Below are 18,146 nucleotides of genomic sequence, written 5' to 3' on the forward strand. Positions count from 1 at the left end.
CGATCTCGCGCACCGCGGCGAGCCGGCGGCGGTGGTCGTCCGCCGAGCCGTGGGAGAAGTTGAGGCGCACCACGTCGACGCCGGCGGCGATCATCTGCTCGAGCACGCCCTCCCGGTCGCTGGCGGGACCCAGGGTGGCGACGATCTTGGTGCGACGGACGGGGATGGGGCGATGAGTCATGCCGGGCTCTCCTGTGGAATGCGGGCTCGCGCGGGCGGCCGAGCGTGGCCGGTCGCGGGGCTGCCTGACAAGATACGCTATTGATCGTGATATTACTAAATTTCAGGGCTGAGACGAAGGTCTAGTGTCCCGGCGAAGAGACGGTGGTCCCGGCATATAACCCTTTTATGTCAGTATGATAGGCAATTCTTCCTGGCAGTGGGATCAATGAAAATGTTGTAAAATTACGAAATTCACCTTGTCTCCGGCGTCATCGTGGGCCACATTGTGGGGCAAATGAGCCGTCGGCCCGCCCCGCGGGCATGTCGGGACGCTTCGGTGCCCTGCCGTTCCTCGGCTCAGTCCATCCCACAAGACGGCAACGTCTGGATCGAGAGGAAGACATCATGACGCTCAAGATCGCCATCAACGGTTTCGGTCGCATCGGTCGCAACGTGTTCCGCGCCCTCTACGAGGGAGGCTACCGCGAGCGCGTGCAGGTCGTCGCCATCAACGATCTCGGCGACCCGGCGCTCAACGCCCACCTGCTGCGCCACGACACCGTCCACGGCCACTTCCCCTTCAAGGTGGACCACGACGAGCGCAGTCTCACCGTCGACGGCGACCGCATCGAGATCATCTCCGAGCGCGACCCCGCGCGGCTGCCCTGGAAGGACCTGGACGTGGACCTGGTGATGGAGTGCACCGGGCTGTTCACCAAGCGCGATGACGCCGCCAAGCATCTCGAGGCCGGTGCCGGCCGGGTGCTGATCTCCGCGCCCAGCCCCGATGCCGATGCCACCGTGGTCTATGGCGTCAACGAGGACGTGCTCAAGCCCGAGCACAAGGTGGTCTCCAATGCCTCCTGCACCACCAACTGCCTGGCGCCGGTGGCCAAGGCGCTGCACGAGACGGTGGGCATCGAGAACGGCCTGATGACCACGGTGCACGCCTACACCAACGACCAGAACCTCTCCGACGTCTACCACAAGGACCCCTACCGGGCCCGCAGCGCGACCCATTCGATGATCCCGACCAAGACCGGGGCCGCCGCCGCGGTGGGCCTGGTGCTGCCGGCGCTCGCCGGCCGCTTCGATGGCCTGGCGGTGCGCGTGCCGGTGATCAATGTCTCGCTGGTGGACCTGACCTTCAATGCCGGTCGCGAGACCAGCAAGGACGAGATCAATGCCATCGTCGCGGAGGCCGCCCAGGCGTCACCGGTGCTCTCGGTGAATGCCCAGCCGCTGGTCTCCATCGACTTCAACCATGACGCCAACTCCTCCACCTTCGATGCCAACCACACCCGGGTGAACGGCAAGCTGGTCAAGGTCATGGCCTGGTACGACAACGAGTGGGGCTTCTCCAACCGCATGCTGGATACCGCCCTGGCCATGCAGGCGGCCTGCGACGGCAAGCGCCACGCCGCCTGACGCGCCAGCCGCGTCTCGCCGGGAACGACGCCGGGCCACGCCAGTGGCCCGGCGTCGTCGTGTCGGGGGTCAGAGCTGGCGACGCCAGCGGCTCTCGATGGTGTCCAGCTCCGCCGGACCGTAGCGCGCCATGCCATGGCTGCCGTAGTGGGCCCACAGCTGGTCGCCGAGGTCGAAGTGCCACCACTCGCTGGGCAGGTTGGTGAAGCCCTGGGCCCGCATGGCGTGGTAGAGCCGGCGGCGGTTGTCGCGGGCCCGGCGCTGGGCCGCATCGGGGGCCTCCAGGGCTTCCAGGGCTTCCAGGGCTTCCAGGGCGGCGGTATGGGAGGCCGGCAGGGCCTCGTCGAACAGGGTGCCCATGTCCAGCGGCAGGCCGTCGGCATCACACAGGGTGACGTCCACGGCGCCGCCGGTGAGGTGGGGGCTGGGGCGGTCGGGGGCGCGGCTCGGCTCGGCCACGAACTCCCGAGTGCGGGCATCGAGCTCGCCCGGGGTGAGTTCGGGATGGTGCTCGTGGAGGATGTCCTGGAGCGTCTCGAACAGGTACTGCTGCACCCGCCAGGGACGCCAGCCGTCCAGCACCAGCAGGCTCAGGCCGTCGGGCAGCGCCCGGGCCACGGCGAGCAGGCGGTGATAGACGGTCTCGCGCACGTAGCACTCGTTCACCGCACCGGGAACGCCGAGGCGCGCATAGGCCGGATAGGCCTTGAGCGGTGGCGGTGCCAGGCCCACCGGCACCAGGGGCTCGTCGCTGCCGGCGATGGACAGCCGGCCGACCGCCGCCCAGTCGGGTTCGGCATGGCGGGGAATCGCGGGAAGGGGCGTGGCGCTGGACATGGGGCCTCGGCGTCTGGGTGGGCGACTGGGCTCATTATCGTGCCGGGAGCCACCGGATGGCCAATGGCAGGGTCCAGCGCTCCGCAACGGCTGGTGGGCTCGATGGCCGGGTGGGCGTGATCCCGTCGACCGTCGGATGGGGCCGGCGGGCATGGAACCCCTGAAGGTCGAGACAGTGCCGACACGGGGCGGCGAAGCGGTCCAGCACCAACGAAAGAAGCACCCCGCAGGGTGCTTCTCTCGTCGACTGTTTGGTGGAGGCGGCGTCTCGTGAAAACCCGCCACAGTGCGCTGATTAACAAGAGAACGTGAGTTTTCGATCTTCCGAGATACCCCCAAAAGCACCCCCGCCAGAACGTTTCTACCTCCTCAGCATGCCGTCACCGGGGGAGGCCGCGCAATCCCTACATCCCCTTGTGGTGCTCGCCGCTGCTGCCCTCTCGGCCGAGATAATCCACCACCTTGAACCTGCTGACTAATAGGGCGAATCTAGGCACATTGGCCGGGTGTCCTGTTGGGAGTCGTTCGACTGATGCCTACAGACAACGGCAACAGCCGGATCCTCGACTTCGCCGTGGAGGCCAAGACCAAGTTGTAAGTCCATTGCCGGGCCAAGGCGGCGGCGCGATGCACTGAGTAGCTACACTGACTACCAACCACATAAGAAAATCACACCAAGGGAACCGACAGCAGGGAAGATACTGATGACTATCACTGTACTAAGGGAGCACGACTATCGCGGTTCGGCACCGGGTGCCGTGGTGGCCGATGGGCAATCTGCCCACACCCACATCGCCCTACTGCAGGTGGCGTCTCATCTCCCTCCGCTTCAGGGCTATGTGAAGTTCTATCCTAACCTCCTGCCCAATGGTGCTCCGCATAGAGGATTGGTCAATGAGATTGTGGGCCATCTCATGTCGACCCGACTGGGTGTGAAGGTGCCGGACAGGGCCGGCCTGATCGTCCTCCCCGCGCGACACCTGGCCAGTCTGCCCAAGTGGATCGCCCACAACGACGCCGACCAGCCCCTGGTTGGGTGGTGGAGTCAGGATATGTCCTTTCCCTCGCTCAAGGGGTACTTCCGGCTCGATGGCGACACCAGAGCATGGACACCAAAGGAATGGGCACTGCTGGAGTCCGCCAGGCAGGAACTGGTCAACAGTGACCAGGTGCATGCGATCATCGCCCTTGATGACCTACTTGCTAATGTAGATCGCAACATCGGCAATCTGCTGCGCAAGGTGCAAGGTCAGTATCTGCTGATCGACAACGGCAAATGCTTGACCGGCGAGGAGTGGCACCCAACCCAGTTGGTGCCTGGCCAGTCATACGACAACAAGGTCGCCATCTTCACCCAGCCAGACTCGGCGCAATTGCCCTTCCGCCATGCTACGTTGAAAGCACACGATGAAATGGTGCAGCATCTCAACCCTGCGCTGCATGAGCTGATGCCTTGGCTGAACATGGCCGTTAAGCCGCCTGAGGCCAGCGCTATCGAGACATTCATTCGCCAACGCGCGGCGCCTGGCCGTTTCGCCCAAGAAATGGGGCTAGTGATATGAACACCGTCAATCGGCTACTCGAGCACCTGGATGACGCTCCCACGGCGTCACCAGCCGCCTTGACCCGAGGCCGCTGGTTCAACATTCGGCTGAAGCCGGACCTCATGTCAGGCGAGCAGTTCAACGTAGGGGTGGGTTTCATCGACCATACCGAGACCCTACATACCCGGTTTACCGACGACCTCTCTCGTCTGCGCTGCTTCTATGATGACCGGATCGACATAGATGATATGGGCCTGCTGGTCGAAATGGCCGCCTCTCAGTTCGACCGCGCCGTCTTCGAAACACAGCTTGCCGAAACCGTCAGTCCGCAACTCGCTTTCAGCTCACCAGGCTACGCTGCTGGCGCCAGCGTCGACGATATCCTGCAGACCTTCTTCGATCAAACGGTATCGTTGGTGCCGCCCCTTACTGAGCAGGCCCAGACAAAGCGACCCTACTTCCGGGGGCTGAATAACGATGCCGTGCGTCACAAACTGCGCGACTGGATGGTGCACCAGCACAGTGAGCTGGCTAAGCGTCTGTTCCCTGATGACGCAAGCATCACCGTTCGCGCCGATGATGGTGGCCGTACAGAAGAGCACATCATAGACTTGCCGCTCAGGGCTCCGGGCCAACTGGCCGGCAGCATTGTCTCCGCCTATTGCAGTAGCATTCAGACGGCCGAGCTGCGCTTGCTTCAGTCAGCCTTGTCTCTGAACACCGCAATGCGCCACCTCAAGAACGAGCGTTACGGGATGTTCGTGCTGCGTCCGGACAAGGACAGCGGGATCGACCACAAGGTACTGAGTCGTTTCGACGACATGATCGACGAAAGCGTCTGGAAGCTGCATGATGCCGGCGTTTACGTTGGCATTGAAAGCTCTATCCCTGACCTCGGTAACGACATCGTGAAGTGGGCTGCATAAACCAAGACGACAACGCCATCTCAGCGATTCGCCACCACCAAACCCGCCCACGGGTTGCTTGTATCTGCGGGCGCGGGTGCGTGCCTGGCGGCTGAAGATAGCCCCCAGGGTCAGGGGCTGGGGTCGGCGGTCCATGCCGGGTGTCGCCTCGCGCCAAATCATGAGCGTTTTGTATATAGCTGAGGTCGACACTAGAATTGATTATGACAAGAACATTGCATGGAAGCTGGGGGCTCATGAACCGCACGCTCTTCTTCGTGGCAATCGCCACCACGCTGATGACATCGGGACTATGGTTCTGGCTCTTCGAGGACACGCCGCCTGGCGAGCTGACGACCAAAGAGGTCGTGCCGTTCGCCACCTACTTCGGCGGGATCATGACCCCCATCATCGCCTTCCTCTCACTGATGGCCTTCCTGCGGACGCTTGGCCAGCAGCAAGAACTTATGGCCCAGCAGGAGGAGCATCTGAAACAACAGCAGTCCCAGCTCGTCGCTCTGGAAAATGGGGCGAAAAAGGCGGACCTGTTTCAGGTGATTGATCGGCTCGATCAGGACTTCGAGAAGCTGACCAAGGACAAGGTCATTCGGTTGAGCCGATTGCAAGGCGCTGATGTGGCGACGGTCTATGACTTGCTCAACGAAGTGGGGGAAACTAACTGGAAGGGGGCGATACCCGACCGCAGTAAGTTCGGCGAGTTCGGCGATAGAATCATGGGCTCCTTTGAAGAGTCGAAGCCAGATGTCCTCGAACCGCTGAGCATTTGGAGGGTGGCATACGTGGCTGCTTCGATGCTGATTCAGCTTCGCCTTTATCTCGATGAGCACGACAGGATTGCTGGCAGCACCGCGCTGACCGAATACTACATCAGCAAGTATCAGGTCGCCTATTACCATCTCGCGGACAAACACTATCTGGAAGTGGAGGATATGCCGGATGCGATTCAGAATGGGCCACATCTCCAGTGACAGTATCGTCTCGCGAGATCGCGCCGTAGGGGCTATTCGATCTGGCAACAGTCGAGTATAGAGGGTATCCAGTTCGCGTAGATCCGTGCAGTGGTGACGACGCTGGTGTGCCCCATCTGGCGCGAGACCCAGGCCAGGGGTTCGCCGGCGGAGACCATCATCGAGGCGTAGGTGTGCCGGGTCTGGTACGGCCGACGGTAGCGGTCGCCGGTCGCCGACGGCACCAGCACCCTGCAGCTCCCCGACGGCGGAACGCTCCGCGCTAGGGGGCAGGGTGTGGCCGTGGGTCTCAAGGCATTCGTGCAAGCCGGGAAGCTGCAGGGCGAAGCCCCGGCGCTGACGGATGTGACGGTGGAGGTGTGAAACCTCCCTAGTTTTCTTTATCCAGCTCGTTTTCTCTTGGGCTGCTTTAAAACTGCTGAAGATGCCATCGTCACGCGGCGAATCGCCAATAACGAGAAAACGAGCAAGCCGATGACTAGGGGGGTGAATATCATGGTGCTGGCTAGCGGCTTGAAGAAGCCTAAAAGTCCAGCAAGGCATAGAAAGAGGGAGCCATCTATAGCAATTGCAAGGTATCTCATGAAGTCATCATGATAGCCCGTCTCTTTCAAGCTTTGTATTTTTTCTTGGTTTGATAGTATGAGTGATTTTATTGTTACAGAGAACGCGGAGAATATGCCGCCAAGTGTAATGACGGCAGAGAAGAATGAGGTCTCTTTAGGAAGCGAGACTCCGTAGTAGGCTAAGCCGTATGCGCCTGCAAAGGCTAATACCCCCATTATATATGGGTGGCGTCTCTCCCATGTTAGCGACTGGAACATTGCTGCTCCCTACCTTGTGTAGCCATTTCGGTGCCAACTTGAATATACTCGAAAAAGAGCGTTCCAGCGGTCCTCAATATCCATTCGATAATCATCGGTGCTGACTGCTACGCCAATTTCTTTAGTTAGCTTTCCGCCTAAGAGATCTATGATCTCAGGCTTGTCACCATCGACAGGACCCTTGGTCTCCAGCTTTTTAATTGCTTCAGGTCGGCGTTGGCCAAGGTTCTTAACAAATTCTGCTACAGTTTTCGCAGTGCCGTTAAGTGCTGCACCACGACGGCGGCCGTCCACAGATATGTTGATGTCAAGTATTGTTCCATCGAGTTCTTCTGATGCACGGTAAGCATGTGTTAGTGCGGCATTACCTTCGAAGCTGTCTCTGGAGACTTGGGATGTGTCGATCTTTACCTCGACTCTCTGGAGGGACCTTTGTTCACGAAACTTTCGCTCAAAGTCTTCGTCAAGCTTCACGTTTAAGGTGTAACAGCCATTCGCTATGAAGTCATTCAAATATTCCTGGATTGCCGAATGGCGAGGACCATTTTGTGCGTATTGGATTGCCATGCAGCTTGTTGCTGGGTCGTACAGTACCGCCGTGTCTTCCCCTGGTGCTCCGCCATCATAGTCAATCCCGGTCAATGGGGAGTCTATATCTGCCTGTCCGGGACCATGGCCATCCCGGAAGTTCATCACGTTAAACAGCCTGATCTCTGGATTACTGTCCAGTCCTGGGATATCTCGCCCTAAGGCTAACCTCTCCAGACGAAACCTTCTCCCTCTCACCGGCCGGATTCTTTCCCGTAGGCCTTGACCGTCGATGCGTTCCAGCACCTCGGTTAGTTGATCAGCATCGTCACTGGGGACTATGCGGAAAAGGTGGACCTTGATGGTGTTTGTGCTTGGCAACTCAGTTCTCCCTGCGTGAGCGATTTATGCAATCCTGCCACCTCTTCTGGGTCGCTTCGTCGCCAGCCTAGCTGCAAATGTTAGAGATCGCTACCTTGGACCTGGCTTTATATCGCAGGGCGTTTATATGAGGCTGTTGATTCATAAGAACTTTCTGACGAGCTGGCCTGCGGGTGAGTCAGCCCGGCGAGCGAGTCTCCAAACGCCCTCAGATACGTCCTGCCCTCGCTCCAGCAGGTAGATGGGGCTGCCGGGATTCCAGTACCCGACATGCTCGTCGAGCGCATCCAGCCGAACCCTCCCGCTGATCAGTCGGCTTTGCCAGATGACGTGATACTCGATCATTCGGCTTCGGGGAGGCGAGCCTCGACGCAGCGATCGCCAGCCTCTCCGCTCGAGGCGTTTCCGCCAGGTGGTGATGCGGTACCGGGTCGCGTCGTCCATTCGACCAGCCCGTCATGCCTCGGAGGGTACCCAACTGACCAGCCAGCCCTCGTCGGTGCGAGTCACGTCCACATTTTCGTTCTCGCTGATCTCGCCGATGATGCGGTCCCAGGCGTCGAGGTTGTCGCCGTCGTCCGGCTTCAGGTGGACTTGGCGCTTCTGGCGACGGTTCGCCGCCACGATCTCGATCTGGATGCGGTGTGCGAGCAGGTCATAGCTGGATGTGACAGGCATGGGAACTCCGTTGACTGTATGTGCTTACAGTTCGGAAGGGAGAGGGTGGGGAGCAAGGCAGAGCTGAAAAGCTGACCACGCCATGCCCGAAACAGACCAAATCATGCCCATAAAAAGAAAACAGCCACTCGTAAGTGGCTGTTTTCTCTGCTTGAGTGGTGGAGGCGGCGGGAATTGAACCCGCGTCCGCCGACACTCGCCCATCGGCTCTACATGCTTAGTTCCGTCATTTGGTTTAACGTCTCTGGCTCCGACGGGCAGGATCCAGCGACGCGATTCCTCCAAGTTTTAACGGCTGACGCGAGGACGAAGCCAGCCGCGATCCCATCAGTCTTGGCTCGTATCCCCTCCGTGATGAATGGGCACATCACTTCGGGGCCGGGCTAGAAGCTAGCGGCGTTTAAGCTGCCAGCGCGCCCTGAGCGTAGTTGTCGTCGTTTGCGACTATTTAATCGTGATGTTGGATTTACGAGATACATCACGCTCTCGGCATGCACCTCAGGGGTTGTCATCGGCGTCGAAACCATGTCGCCCCCGTTACATCGCCATCTTATCAGGATGGCCGACCTTGTGACACCTCATGCCTTGTTTTGTTCACGCATGATCCGGCCCTTCTGCCGCTGCCAGTCGCGATCCTTCTCGGTGGCGCGCTTGTCGTGCAGCTTCTTGCCGGTCACCAGCGCCAGCTCGCACTTCACCAGGTTGCCCTTCCAGTAGATCTTGAGCGGCACGCAGGTGTGCCCCTTGTCCTGGGTGCGCGAGAAGATCCTGGCGATCTCCTTGCGGTGCAGCAGCAGCTTGCGGGTCCGGGTCGGGTCGGCCACCTCGTGGGTGCTGGCGGTGTTGAGTGGCGTGACATGGCTGCCGAGCAGCCAGGCCTCGCCGTTCTTGACCAGGATGTAGGTGTCGGTGAGCTGTGCCTTGCCGGCCCGCATGCTCTTCACCTCCCAGCCGGCCAGCGCCAGGCCGGCCTCGAAGGTCTCGTCGATGTGGTACTCGAAGCGAGCCTTCTTGTTCAGGGCGATGACGTTGTTGCCGGGACCCTTGCCCTTGCCTTTCTTGTTGGCCATGGAACCTCGTATTCTGTCTTGCCGGTGGCGGCCTGCCCCTCCGATATGGGGGGAAGCGTGATACCATTCAAGGCCGAAATAGCCGCTCATGATACGCCCTGGGCCCCTTGAAGTCAGCGGAGAGGTCAATGCCAACGGTCAATCGGTCCGCCTTGGTGCGGCACACCCCCCAGGAGATGTTCGATCTGGTCAACGATTTCGAACGCTACCCGGAGTTCCTGCCGGGCTGTCGGCGTGCCCGGCTGCTCGAGCGGGATTCGGCGCACCTGGTCGGCGAGATGACCCTCGGCCGGGCCGGCATCGAGCAGAGCTTCACCACTCGCAATGACCTCCACGAGCCCGAGCGCATCGAGTTGTCGCTGGTCAACGGCCCCTTCAAGCGCCTGCGCGGGCGCTGGCTGTTCCTGCCCATGGGCGAGGACGCCTGCAAGGTGAGCCTGGAGATGGAGTTCGAGTTCGCCAGCCGGCTGCTGGGCATGGCCTTCGGCAAGCTCTTCCAGCAGGTCGCCGGGCAGCTGGTGGATTCCTTCACCCGACGCGCCGACGAGCTCTATGGCCGCTGAGCCGTCGCCCCCCCTGCGGGTCGAGGTGGCCTTCGCCCTGCCGCACCGCCAGCGCATCGTCGCGCTGACGGTGCCCGAGGGCACCACGCCGCGTCAGGCGGTGGCCCTGGCTCGCCTCGAGGAGCACTTCCCCGAGGTGGCGCCGGCCACCTTCCGCGAGGCCGACCTGGGAATCTTCGGCAAGGCACTGCGCGACCCGGAGCGGCAGCCGCTGCGCGACGGCGATCGGGTGGAGGTCTACCGGCCGCTCAAGATCGACCCCAAGGCCGCGCGGGCCGCCAGGGCGGCCCGCGACGCCGGCAAGGGGCGCTGAGCGAGGGTCACTCGTCGTCCAGCGGGAGGGCCTCGAGGACGTTGCCGCGGGCGCCGCTGCCCCCGTTGGGGCCGATGCCGCGCTCGGAGATCAGCGATGGAGGACGCGAGAAGTCGCCCTGGCGCTCGATGTCCACCAGGCGGTTGCCCTCGAAGGTCAGGGTCAGGCGGCGCTGCTCGACGTCGCCGTAGGCCTCGTCGAGGCGATAGAGGTAGTCCCACTGGTTGGCGTCGAAGGGGGCCTGGAGCAGGGGGCTGCCCATCAGGTCGACGACCTGCTGGCGGGTCATGCCGGGGCGCAGTTGCTCGGTCATCGAGGGGGTCACCAGGTTGCCCTGGGCCAGGTCGCGCTTGTACACGCCGAAGTAGCTGCAGCCGCTGGTCAGGATCAGGGCGACGGAAAGGGTGACGATTCTGGTCAGCTTTTGCATTTGCGCCTGTTCTTCACTATCGTGGTTTTGGTCGATCATAACCGACCCTACCCGATACTGCGAAGAGCAACCATGGCCGACCAGAATCACGAACTCCGCAAGGCCGGTCTGAAAGTGACCCTGCCGCGCGTCAAGATCCTGCATATCCTCGAGAACGCCACCGGCCAGCATCACCTGAGTGCCGAGGATGTCTACAAGACCCTGCTGGATGCCGGCGAGGACGTGGGGCTGGCCACCGTCTATCGCGTGCTCACCCAGTTCGAGACCGCCGGCCTGGTGACCCGCCACAACTTCGATGGCGGTCATGCCGTCTTCGAGCTGACCCAGGAGGAGCACCACGACCACATGGTGTGCCTGGACAGCGGCGAGATCGTCGAGTTCTTCGATGACACCATCGAGCGTCGCCAGCAGGAGATCGCCGAGGAGCATGGCTTCGAGCTCGTCGACCATGCGCTGGTGCTCTATGTGCGACCCAAGGGCTCCCAGGTCACGCGCCAGGACGGTCCCGCCAAGAAGTGAGCGCCCATCGGGCGTGAACCACGAGGGCCCCGATCCATTGGATCGGGGCCCTCGTCGTCGTGGCGGGGGCGCCGACGGCGCTAGTGATGGGCGCGCTGGCTGGCGTCGAGCATCTCCCGGGCGTGGGCCAGGGTCTGGTCGGTGAGCGTCATCCCGCCCAGCATGCGGGCCAGCTCGCCCACCCGGCCGGCCTCGTCGAGCAGCGCCATGCGGGTGAGGGTGGTGTCCTGTTCGGCCTGCTTGGCGATATGCAGGTGCCGGTGGGCCTGGGCCGCCACCTGCGGGAGGTGGGTCACGGTCAGCACCTGGCCCTCGGCCCCCAGCCGGCGCAGCAGCTGGCCGACGATCTCGGCGGTGGCCCCGGAGACGCCCACGTCGACCTCGTCGAAGACCAGGCTGGGGATGGTGGAGTGCTGGGCCGCCACCACCTGGATGGCCAGGCTGATGCGCGAGAGCTCGCCGCCGGAGGCGACCTTGGCCAGCGGGCGGGCCGGCTGGCCGGGGTTGGCGCTGATCAGGAAGCGCACCCGCTCGAGCCCCTCCGGCGCCGGGGCCTCCCGGGCGGCCAGGTCCACCGCGAAGGTCGCCTTGCCCATGGCCAGGAAGGCCAGCTGCGCCTGGACGGCCTCGCCGAAGCGCCGGGCGGCCTCGCGGCGGGTGGCACTCACCGCCTCGGCCTGCTCCCGCCAGCGGGTCTCGAGGGCCTCGACCTCCGCGGACAGGGCCTCGAGGTCGCCGTCGCCGCCGTCCAGCTCGGCGAGCTCCTCGCCCAGGGCGCGATGCAGCGCCGGCAACTCGTCGGGCGGCACATGGTGCTTGCGGGCGATGCGATGCACCTCGCCGAGGCGCTCCTCCACCCAGGCCAGGCGCTCGGGGTCCAGCTCCACGCCGGCGGCGAAGTGGGTGAGCTCGCGGCCCGCCTCCTCGACCTGGATGCAGGCATCACCGAGCATGGACAGGGCCTCGGCCAGGGCGCCCCGGTCGCTGCCGGGCAGCGCCGAGAGGCGGCTCACCGCCTGGTTCAGCAGCGGCAGGGCGCCGCCCTGCTCGCCATCGCAGCACTCCACGGCGAACTGGGCCTCGCGCAGGCGCTCCTCGGCATGGGCCAGCGCCTCCTGTTCCGCCTCCAGCCCGCCGAGCTCGTCCTCGGCCAGGGCCAGCTGGTCGAGCTCCTCGACCTGGTAGCGCAGCAGCTGGCGGCGGGCACGCACCTCGTCGCCGTCCTCGGCCAGGCGCTTGAGGCGACGGCGGGCCTCGCGCCAGGCGCGGAAGGTCTCGGCCAGGCTCGCCACCGCCTCGCCGTGGCCGGCGAAGTCGTCGAGCAGCCGCAGGTGGGTCTCCTCGCCGAGCAGCGCCTGGTGGGCATGCTGGCCGTGGATCTCGATGAGGTGGCCGCCCAGTGCCTTGAGGTCGGCCACCGTGGCGGGCTGGCCGTTGATCCAGGCCCTGGAGCGGCCGGCGCGGGTCACCACCCGGCGCAGCAGGCAGTCGTCGGCGGGCAGATCGCGCTCGGCCAGCCAGGCCCGGGCGGCGGGCAGGGCCTTGATGTCGAAGCGCGCGCTGAGGTCGGCACGCTCGCGGCCGTGGCGCACGCTGGCGGCATCGGCGCGCTCGCCCAGGCACAGGCCCAGGGCGCCGAGCAGGATGGACTTGCCGGCCCCGGTCTCGCCGGTGATGGCGGTCATGCCCCCGGCGAGCTCGAGCTCCAGGTGGTCGACGATGGCGAAGTCACGAATGGCGAGCTCTGTCAGCATGATGCCTCCCCGGGGCCTGTCCGAATCTACTGGTTATTCATCCAATGCCTTGTGCGTTTATACAGTAGTTCAGGGGGCGCAACAACGCACGTGCCGAATCGCCGACATCGCATGCCTTGAGTTCGGCGCGGCCAGCCCCATATACCCCGCATCACCGATTCATCATCGACATTCAGTCCTGCAGGCGGCCCCGTGGCCGCCGGTTGCCATTCAGGAGAGACGCATGGCCAAAGACTCGCAGACCCCGCTGGACGACGAGCTCGCTCGTCAGCAAGAGGAGGCCGACGCCCAGGTCGAGCCGGAGACCGTCGAGGGTGAGGTGGAAGACGTCGCCGAGGGCGCCGAGGAAGCCGCCGAGGTCGCCGAGAACCCCGAGGCCGAGGTGCTAGCCGCCCGGGTCGAGGAGCTCGAGCAGACGCTGGCCGAGACCAAGGACCAGGCGATGCGCACCGCCGCCGAGGCCCAGAACGTGCGGCGCCGCGCCGAGCACGACGCCGAGAAGGCGCGCAAGTTCGCCCTGGAGAAGTTCGTCAAGGAGCTGCTGCCAGTGGTCGACAGCCTGGAGAAGGCCCTGGAGGCCATGGGCGAGGATGCCACCGAGGCGCATCGCGAGGGCGTGTCCATGACCCTGAAGATGCAGCGCGACGTGCTGGCCAAGTTCGGCGTCGAGGAGATCGAGCCCCAGGGCGAGCCCTTCGACCCGCAGTACCACGAGGCCATGGCGATGGTGCCCAACCCCGAGCTGGAGCCCAACACCGTCATGGAGGTGATGCAGAAGGGCTACCTGCTCAACGGTCGCCTGGTGCGCCCGGCCATGGTGGTGGTCAGCCAGGCCGCCGGCTGAGCCGCGCGCACTCTTTCGCACACAAAGGCGGCCCGGGGTCTTGAAAAGACGTCGCGGGCCCCCAGATAGACGGCAACCCCGCGGCAAACGCCGCATACGACGAATCTGCAACGCAATTTCGAGGATTTCCTATGGGACGCATCATCGGTATTGACCTGGGGACCACCAACTCCTGCGTGGCCGTGCTGGACGGCGACAGCGCCAAGGTGATCGAGAACGCCGAGGGCGCGCGTACCACCCCGTCCATCATCGCCTACACCGAGGATGGCGAGACGCTGGTGGGCCAGGCGGCCAAGCGCCAGGCGGTGACCAACCCCCAGAACACCCTGTACGCGATCAAGCGCCTGATCGGCCGTCGCTTCAAGGACGACGTCGTCCAGAAGGACATCAAGATGGTGCCCTACGCCATCACCGAGGCCGACAACGGCGACGCCTGGGTCGAGGTCAAGGGCAACAAGCTGGCACCGCCCCAGGTCAGCGCCGAAGTCCTGAAGAAGATGAAGAAGACCGCGGAAGACTACCTGGGTGAGACCGTCACCGAGGCGGTCATCACCGTGCCGGCCTACTTCAACGACAGCCAGCGCCAGGCCACCAAGGACGCCGGCCGCATCGCCGGCCTCGAGGTCAAGCGCATCATCAACGAGCCGACCGCGGCGGCGCTGGCCTATGGCATGGACAAGTCGCGCGGCGACAAGACCATCGCGGTCTACGACCTGGGCGGCGGTACCTTCGACATCTCCCTCATCGAGGTGGCCGACGTCGAGGGCGAGACCCAGTTCGAGGTGCTGGCCACCAACGGCGACACCTTCCTGGGCGGCGAAGACTTCGACATGCAGCTGATCAACTACCTCGTCGATCAGTTCAAGGCCGACAGCGGCATCGACCTGTCCGGCGACAACCTGGCCATGCAGCGCCTCAAGGAAGCCGCCGAGAAGGCCAAGATCGAGCTGTCCAGCGCGCAGCAGACCGAGGTCAACCTGCCCTACATCACCGCCGACAACACCGGGCCCAAGCACCTCAACGTCAAGGTGACCCGGGCCAAGCTGGAGTCGCTGGTGGAAGACCTGGTCAAGCGCTCCCTGGGGCCGTGCAAGACCGCGCTGGCCGACGCCGGCCTGTCAGCCGCCGAGGTCGACGACGTCATCCTGGTCGGCGGCCAGACCCGCATGCCGATGGTCCAGGCCAAGGTCGCCGAGTTCTTCGGCAAGGACGCCCGCAAGGACGTCAACCCGGACGAGGCCGTGGCCGTGGGCGCGGCGATCCAGGGCGGCGTGCTGGGCGGCGACGTCAAGGACGTGCTGCTGCTCGACGTCACCCCGCTGACGCTGGGCATCGAGACCCTGGGCGGCGTGATGACCCCGCTGATCGAGAAGAACACCACCATCCCGACCAAGAAGACCCAGACCTTCTCGACCGCGGATGACAACCAGACCGCCGTGACCATCCACGTGCTGCAGGGCGAGCGCAAGCAGTCCAGCGGCAACAAGTCGCTCGGCCGCTTCGACCTCAGCGATATCCCGCCGGCGCCGCGCGGCGTGCCGCAGATCGAGGTCGCCTTCGACCTGGACGCCAACGGCATCCTGCACGTGTCCGCCAAGGACAAGGCCACCGGCAAGGAACAGTCCATCGTCATCAAGGCCTCCAGCGGGCTGTCCGAGGAAGAGATCGAGCAGATGGTCCAGGACGCCGAGGCCCACGCCGACGAGGACAAGAAGTTCGAGGAGCTGGTACAGCTGCGTAACCAGGCCGACGGCATGGTCCATGCCGCCCGCAAGACCCTCGAGGAAGCCGGCGACAAGGCCAGCGACGACGAGAAGCAGGCCATCGAGAGCGCCGCGGCCGACCTCGAGGAAGCCCTCAAGGGCGACGACAAGGACGACATCCAGGCCAAGCTCGACACGCTGACCGAGGCCTCCGGCAACCTGGCGCAGAAGATGTACGCCGAGCAGGGCGAGGCCGCGCAGGGCGCCGAGGCCGGCAGCGAGGCCGGTGCCAAGCAGGAAGACGACGTGGTCGACGCCGAGTACGAGGAAGTCAACGACGACCAGAAGAAGCGGTAACCACGACGCCTGAATCACGGACGACGCCAGCGCGGGGGCACGACTCCCGCGTTGGTGTTTCCGCAGAGTCGCTACGGAGGCGGACAGACACATGTCCAAGCGTGACTACTACGAGGTACTGGGCGTCGAGCGCGGGGCCGACCAGAAGGACATCAAGAAGGCCTACCGACGCCTGGCCCAGAAATTCCATCCGGACCGCAATCCGGACGACGAGACCGCGGCCGAGAAGTTCCGCGAGGTCTCCGAGGCCTATGAGGTCCTGACCGACAGCGAGAAGCGCGCGGCCTACGACCAGTTCGGCCATGCCGGCGTCGACGGCCAGGCCGCCGGGGCCGGGGGCTTCGGTGGCGCCGGGGCCGGCGGCTTCAGCGATATCTTCGGGGATGTCTTCGGCGACATCTTCGGCGGCGGCGGGCGCCGTCACCCCAACGCCCCGCAGCGCGGCAGCGACCTGCGCTACAACCTCGAGCTCGACCTCGAGGACGCGGTGTCCGGCACCAGCGTCGACATCCGCGTGCCGCGGCATGTCGAGTGCGAGCGCTGCGACGGCAACGGCGCCGAGCCGGGCTCCAGCAAGGAGACCTGCCCGACCTGTGCCGGCCACGGCCAGGTGCGCATGCAGCAGGGCTTCTTCGCCGTGCAGCAGACCTGCCCGACCTGCCACGGCAGCGGCGAGCACATCAAGGTGCCGTGCCACAAGTGCCACGGCGAGGGCCGGGTGCGCGAGACCCGCACCCTCTCGGTGAAGATCCCGGCGGGCGTCGACACCGGCGACCGCATTCGCCTCAACGCCGAGGGCGAGGCGGGGATCAACGGCGGGCCGCCCGGGGACCTCTACGTCCAGGTGGCCATCAAGCCGCACCATATCTTCGAGCGCGAAGGCCGCCACCTGCAGTGCGAGGTGCCGATCAACTTCGTCGACGCCGCCCTGGGCGGCGAGCTCGAGGTGCCGACCCTGGACGGCCGGGTCAAGCTGAAGATCCCGCCCGAGACCCAGACCGGCAAGCTGTTCCGCCTCAAGGGCAAGGGCGTGAAGCCGGTACGCGGCGGCCCCCCGGGGGACCTGCTGTGTCGCGTGGTGGTCGAGACTCCGGTCAAGCTGGCCGAGGAGCAGAAGGAACTGCTGCGCCGCTTCCAGGAGAGCCTGGAGGGCAGCCACAGCCATCACTCGCCGAAGAAGACCAGCTTCTTCGACGGCGTGAAGCGGTTCTTCGAGGACATGAAGCCCTAGGGCTCGCCTCGTCGGCACGCAAGGGCCCCGCTCTTCGCAAGGAGGCGGGGCCTTGTCGTGTCCGGGTCAGCGTCGCAGGTGATCCATTCGCCAGGCCAGTGCCTCGGCGTCGGGGCACCAGCGCTGGTCTCCGGGCAGCACCAGTGGCTGGCTGTCGAGTCGGCAGAGCCAATCGTTGTCCGGCACCAGGCGGTCCACCGAGGGGCTGACATGCCAGCGATGGTCCGGGCCCGGGGCGATCAGGTGGTTGTCCATGGCCCAGTGCAGGTTGGGCGTGAGGGCCAGACCATTCATGGGGCGGTCGTCCTGACTGACGGCGAAGGGGATCAGGTGGGCGGCTTCCACCAGGTATCGAAAGTCGGGTGTGATATAGCGCAGCCGGCTGGCCGCACAGCGATAGTCATAGGCCTCCAGCACCAGGGTCCGGAAGGCGGCGGAGCGGGCGTATTGTGAGCCGGCTTCCGCGACGCCTGAAGCGAGTCGATCCGGGTGACGCTGGTAATCACCACTGACCAGCGCGGTCTCGAGATACTCCGTCAGACGTTCCAGCGTCAGTGCATCGACGTCAAGGTACTGGTGTGTCAGGAGTACGCAGGCCTGTCGAGCGATGATGCTATCCTGCAAGGCGGCAAACAGCTCGCCGTCGAGCCGGGCGGAAGAGAAGCGCTCCAGCAGCTTGTTCAGGGACTTCGGCTGGCCGAGCCGATCCGCGACAGGCGCCAATTCGGTGACATAATCCGGTAACCAGAGTGGCCCCGAAGGCCCCTGGTCGTTGCGCAGATGCCAGAGAGGAAGCCAGGGGTTGGCCTTCTGGCGCTCGCCGGTAACGATTTCATAGAGATCGTGATAGCGGGCAATCAGTCGAGTGTCGAGGGCGACGCGGGGCGAGACGACATGACCGCTCTGGATCTCGCAGAGGATCGCCAGTAACAGGCAGGGCTTGTTGAAAGGGCTTCCCGTTCGAAGATGCTTGAGGCATTCCAATCGTCCATCCAGCCACGTGTCCATCCGTTCTCCCTGTGCCTGCCGTGATGCGGGGACAAGGTAGCGTGCTCAGGCAGGTGCTGTCATTTCGGGCCGAGTTCG

20 protein-coding genes and 1 other RNA gene are annotated in these 18,146 nt (G+C 64.2%); 10 read left to right on the forward strand and 11 right to left on the reverse strand.

Annotated elements, in window-relative coordinates; translation table 11 throughout:
* Positions 1-181, reverse strand: a 181-nt coding sequence (locus FHR97_RS18720; protein ID WP_246404131.1) for a pyruvate kinase, incomplete at its 3' end; no start/stop codon positions are given.
* Positions 182-567: 386 nt separating this feature from the next.
* On the opposite strand from FHR97_RS18720, the gene gap reads away from it, so the two are divergent.
* Positions 568-1,590: a type I glyceraldehyde-3-phosphate dehydrogenase gene (gene gap / locus FHR97_RS18725; RefSeq protein WP_183385321.1), complete on the forward strand. Its 1,023-nt coding sequence runs from the start codon at positions 568-570 to the stop codon at positions 1,588-1,590.
* Positions 1,591-1,659: 69 nt separating this feature from the next.
* On the opposite strand, the gene FHR97_RS18730 is transcribed toward gap, so the two are convergent.
* The gene (locus FHR97_RS18730) at positions 1,660-2,427 is read right to left on the reverse strand and encodes a M15 family metallopeptidase (protein ID WP_183385322.1); all 768 of its coding nucleotides are present in this window, start codon (positions 2,425-2,427) and stop codon (positions 1,660-1,662) included.
* Positions 2,428-3,131: 704 nt separating this feature from the next.
* On the opposite strand from FHR97_RS18730, the gene FHR97_RS18735 reads away from it, so the two are divergent.
* The 3 genes from FHR97_RS18735 to FHR97_RS18745 all read left to right on the forward strand — a co-directional run bounded on the left by FHR97_RS18735 (position 3,132) and on the right by FHR97_RS18745 (position 5,865).
* Entirely contained in the window at positions 3,132-3,989 is an 858-nt protein-coding gene (locus FHR97_RS18735) for a hypothetical protein (protein ID WP_183385323.1), read from the forward strand.
* Positions 3,986-4,897 carry a hypothetical protein gene (locus FHR97_RS18740; protein ID WP_183385324.1) on the forward strand — a complete coding sequence of 304 codons (912 nt, stop codon included), beginning with the start codon at positions 3,986-3,988 and terminating at the stop codon, positions 4,895-4,897. Before FHR97_RS18735 ends, FHR97_RS18740 begins: the two co-directional genes overlap by 4 nt.
* A gap of 236 nt (positions 4,898-5,133) precedes the next feature.
* Positions 5,134-5,865: a hypothetical protein gene (locus tag FHR97_RS18745; protein ID WP_183385325.1), complete on the forward strand. Its 732-nt coding sequence runs from the start codon at positions 5,134-5,136 to the stop codon at positions 5,863-5,865.
* 32 nt (positions 5,866-5,897) lie between these two features.
* Here FHR97_RS18745 and FHR97_RS18750 read toward each other — a convergent pair whose 3' ends face one another.
* From FHR97_RS18750 to smpB, 6 genes are all read right to left on the reverse strand, one after another.
* Positions 5,898-6,095, reverse strand: a complete 198-nt coding sequence (locus FHR97_RS18750) for a tyrosine-type recombinase/integrase (protein WP_343065635.1) — start codon at positions 6,093-6,095, stop codon at positions 5,898-5,900.
* Between the two features lie 150 nt (positions 6,096-6,245).
* Positions 6,246-6,689 (reverse strand): hypothetical protein, encoded by a 444-nt coding sequence (locus tag FHR97_RS18755; protein WP_183385326.1) that lies wholly within the window; start codon positions 6,687-6,689, stop codon positions 6,246-6,248.
* 9 nt (positions 6,690-6,698) lie between these two features.
* Positions 6,699-7,598: a DUF6731 family protein gene (locus tag FHR97_RS18760; RefSeq protein WP_183385327.1), complete on the reverse strand. Its 900-nt coding sequence runs from the start codon at positions 7,596-7,598 to the stop codon at positions 6,699-6,701.
* Between the two features lie 456 nt (positions 7,599-8,054).
* On the reverse strand, positions 8,055-8,276 hold the full coding sequence (locus FHR97_RS18765; RefSeq protein ID WP_183385328.1) for a DUF1654 domain-containing protein: 222 nt from the start codon (positions 8,274-8,276) through the stop codon (positions 8,055-8,057).
* Between the two features lie 156 nt (positions 8,277-8,432).
* Positions 8,433-8,812, reverse strand: a transfer-messenger RNA (tmRNA) gene (gene ssrA, locus FHR97_RS18770).
* Positions 8,813-8,854: 42 nt separating this feature from the next.
* Positions 8,855-9,346 (reverse strand): SsrA-binding protein SmpB, encoded by a 492-nt coding sequence (smpB, locus tag FHR97_RS18775; protein WP_183385329.1) that lies wholly within the window; start codon positions 9,344-9,346, stop codon positions 8,855-8,857.
* Between the two features lie 128 nt (positions 9,347-9,474).
* Here smpB and FHR97_RS18780 point away from each other — a divergent pair, with 128 nt between their 5' ends.
* Positions 9,475-9,909 (forward strand): type II toxin-antitoxin system RatA family toxin, encoded by a 435-nt coding sequence (locus FHR97_RS18780; RefSeq protein ID WP_183385330.1) that lies wholly within the window; start codon positions 9,475-9,477, stop codon positions 9,907-9,909.
* Positions 9,899-10,222, forward strand: a complete 324-nt coding sequence (locus FHR97_RS18785; RefSeq protein ID WP_183385331.1) for an RnfH family protein — start codon at positions 9,899-9,901, stop codon at positions 10,220-10,222. Before FHR97_RS18780 ends, FHR97_RS18785 begins: the two co-directional genes overlap by 11 nt.
* A gap of 7 nt (positions 10,223-10,229) precedes the next feature.
* On the opposite strand, the gene FHR97_RS18790 is transcribed toward FHR97_RS18785, so the two are convergent.
* On the reverse strand, positions 10,230-10,652 hold the full coding sequence (locus tag FHR97_RS18790; RefSeq protein WP_183385332.1) for an outer membrane protein assembly factor BamE: 423 nt from the start codon (positions 10,650-10,652) through the stop codon (positions 10,230-10,232).
* Positions 10,653-10,724: 72 nt separating this feature from the next.
* Between FHR97_RS18790 and fur the strand changes: the two genes are divergently transcribed.
* The gene (fur, locus tag FHR97_RS18795) at positions 10,725-11,171 is read left to right on the forward strand and encodes a ferric iron uptake transcriptional regulator (RefSeq protein WP_183385333.1); all 447 of its coding nucleotides are present in this window, start codon (positions 10,725-10,727) and stop codon (positions 11,169-11,171) included.
* 80 nt (positions 11,172-11,251) lie between these two features.
* Here fur and recN read toward each other — a convergent pair whose 3' ends face one another.
* A complete protein-coding gene (gene recN / locus FHR97_RS18800; protein ID WP_183385334.1) occupies positions 11,252-12,925 on the reverse strand; it encodes a DNA repair protein RecN in 1,674 nt (557 codons plus the stop codon).
* Positions 12,926-13,148: 223 nt separating this feature from the next.
* Here recN and grpE point away from each other — a divergent pair, with 223 nt between their 5' ends.
* The 3 genes from grpE to dnaJ all read left to right on the forward strand — a co-directional run bounded on the left by grpE (position 13,149) and on the right by dnaJ (position 17,060).
* Positions 13,149-13,769, forward strand: a complete 621-nt coding sequence (gene grpE, locus FHR97_RS18805) for a nucleotide exchange factor GrpE (RefSeq protein WP_183385335.1) — start codon at positions 13,149-13,151, stop codon at positions 13,767-13,769.
* Between the two features lie 131 nt (positions 13,770-13,900).
* The gene (dnaK, locus tag FHR97_RS18810; RefSeq protein ID WP_183385336.1) at positions 13,901-15,829 is read left to right on the forward strand and encodes a molecular chaperone DnaK; all 1,929 of its coding nucleotides are present in this window, start codon (positions 13,901-13,903) and stop codon (positions 15,827-15,829) included.
* Positions 15,830-15,920: 91 nt separating this feature from the next.
* A complete protein-coding gene (gene dnaJ / locus FHR97_RS18815) occupies positions 15,921-17,060 on the forward strand; it encodes a molecular chaperone DnaJ (RefSeq protein WP_183385337.1) in 1,140 nt (379 codons plus the stop codon).
* A gap of 66 nt (positions 17,061-17,126) precedes the next feature.
* Here dnaJ and FHR97_RS18820 read toward each other — a convergent pair whose 3' ends face one another.
* Positions 17,127-18,068, reverse strand: coding sequence for an HNH endonuclease (locus FHR97_RS18820; protein WP_183385338.1), 942 nt, complete (start codon positions 18,066-18,068; stop codon positions 17,127-17,129).
* Positions 18,069-18,146 lie beyond the last annotated feature (78 nt).

The sequence above is a fragment of the Halomonas stenophila genome (assembly GCF_014192275.1).
Taxonomy (GTDB): domain Bacteria; phylum Pseudomonadota; class Gammaproteobacteria; order Pseudomonadales; family Halomonadaceae; genus Halomonas; species Halomonas stenophila.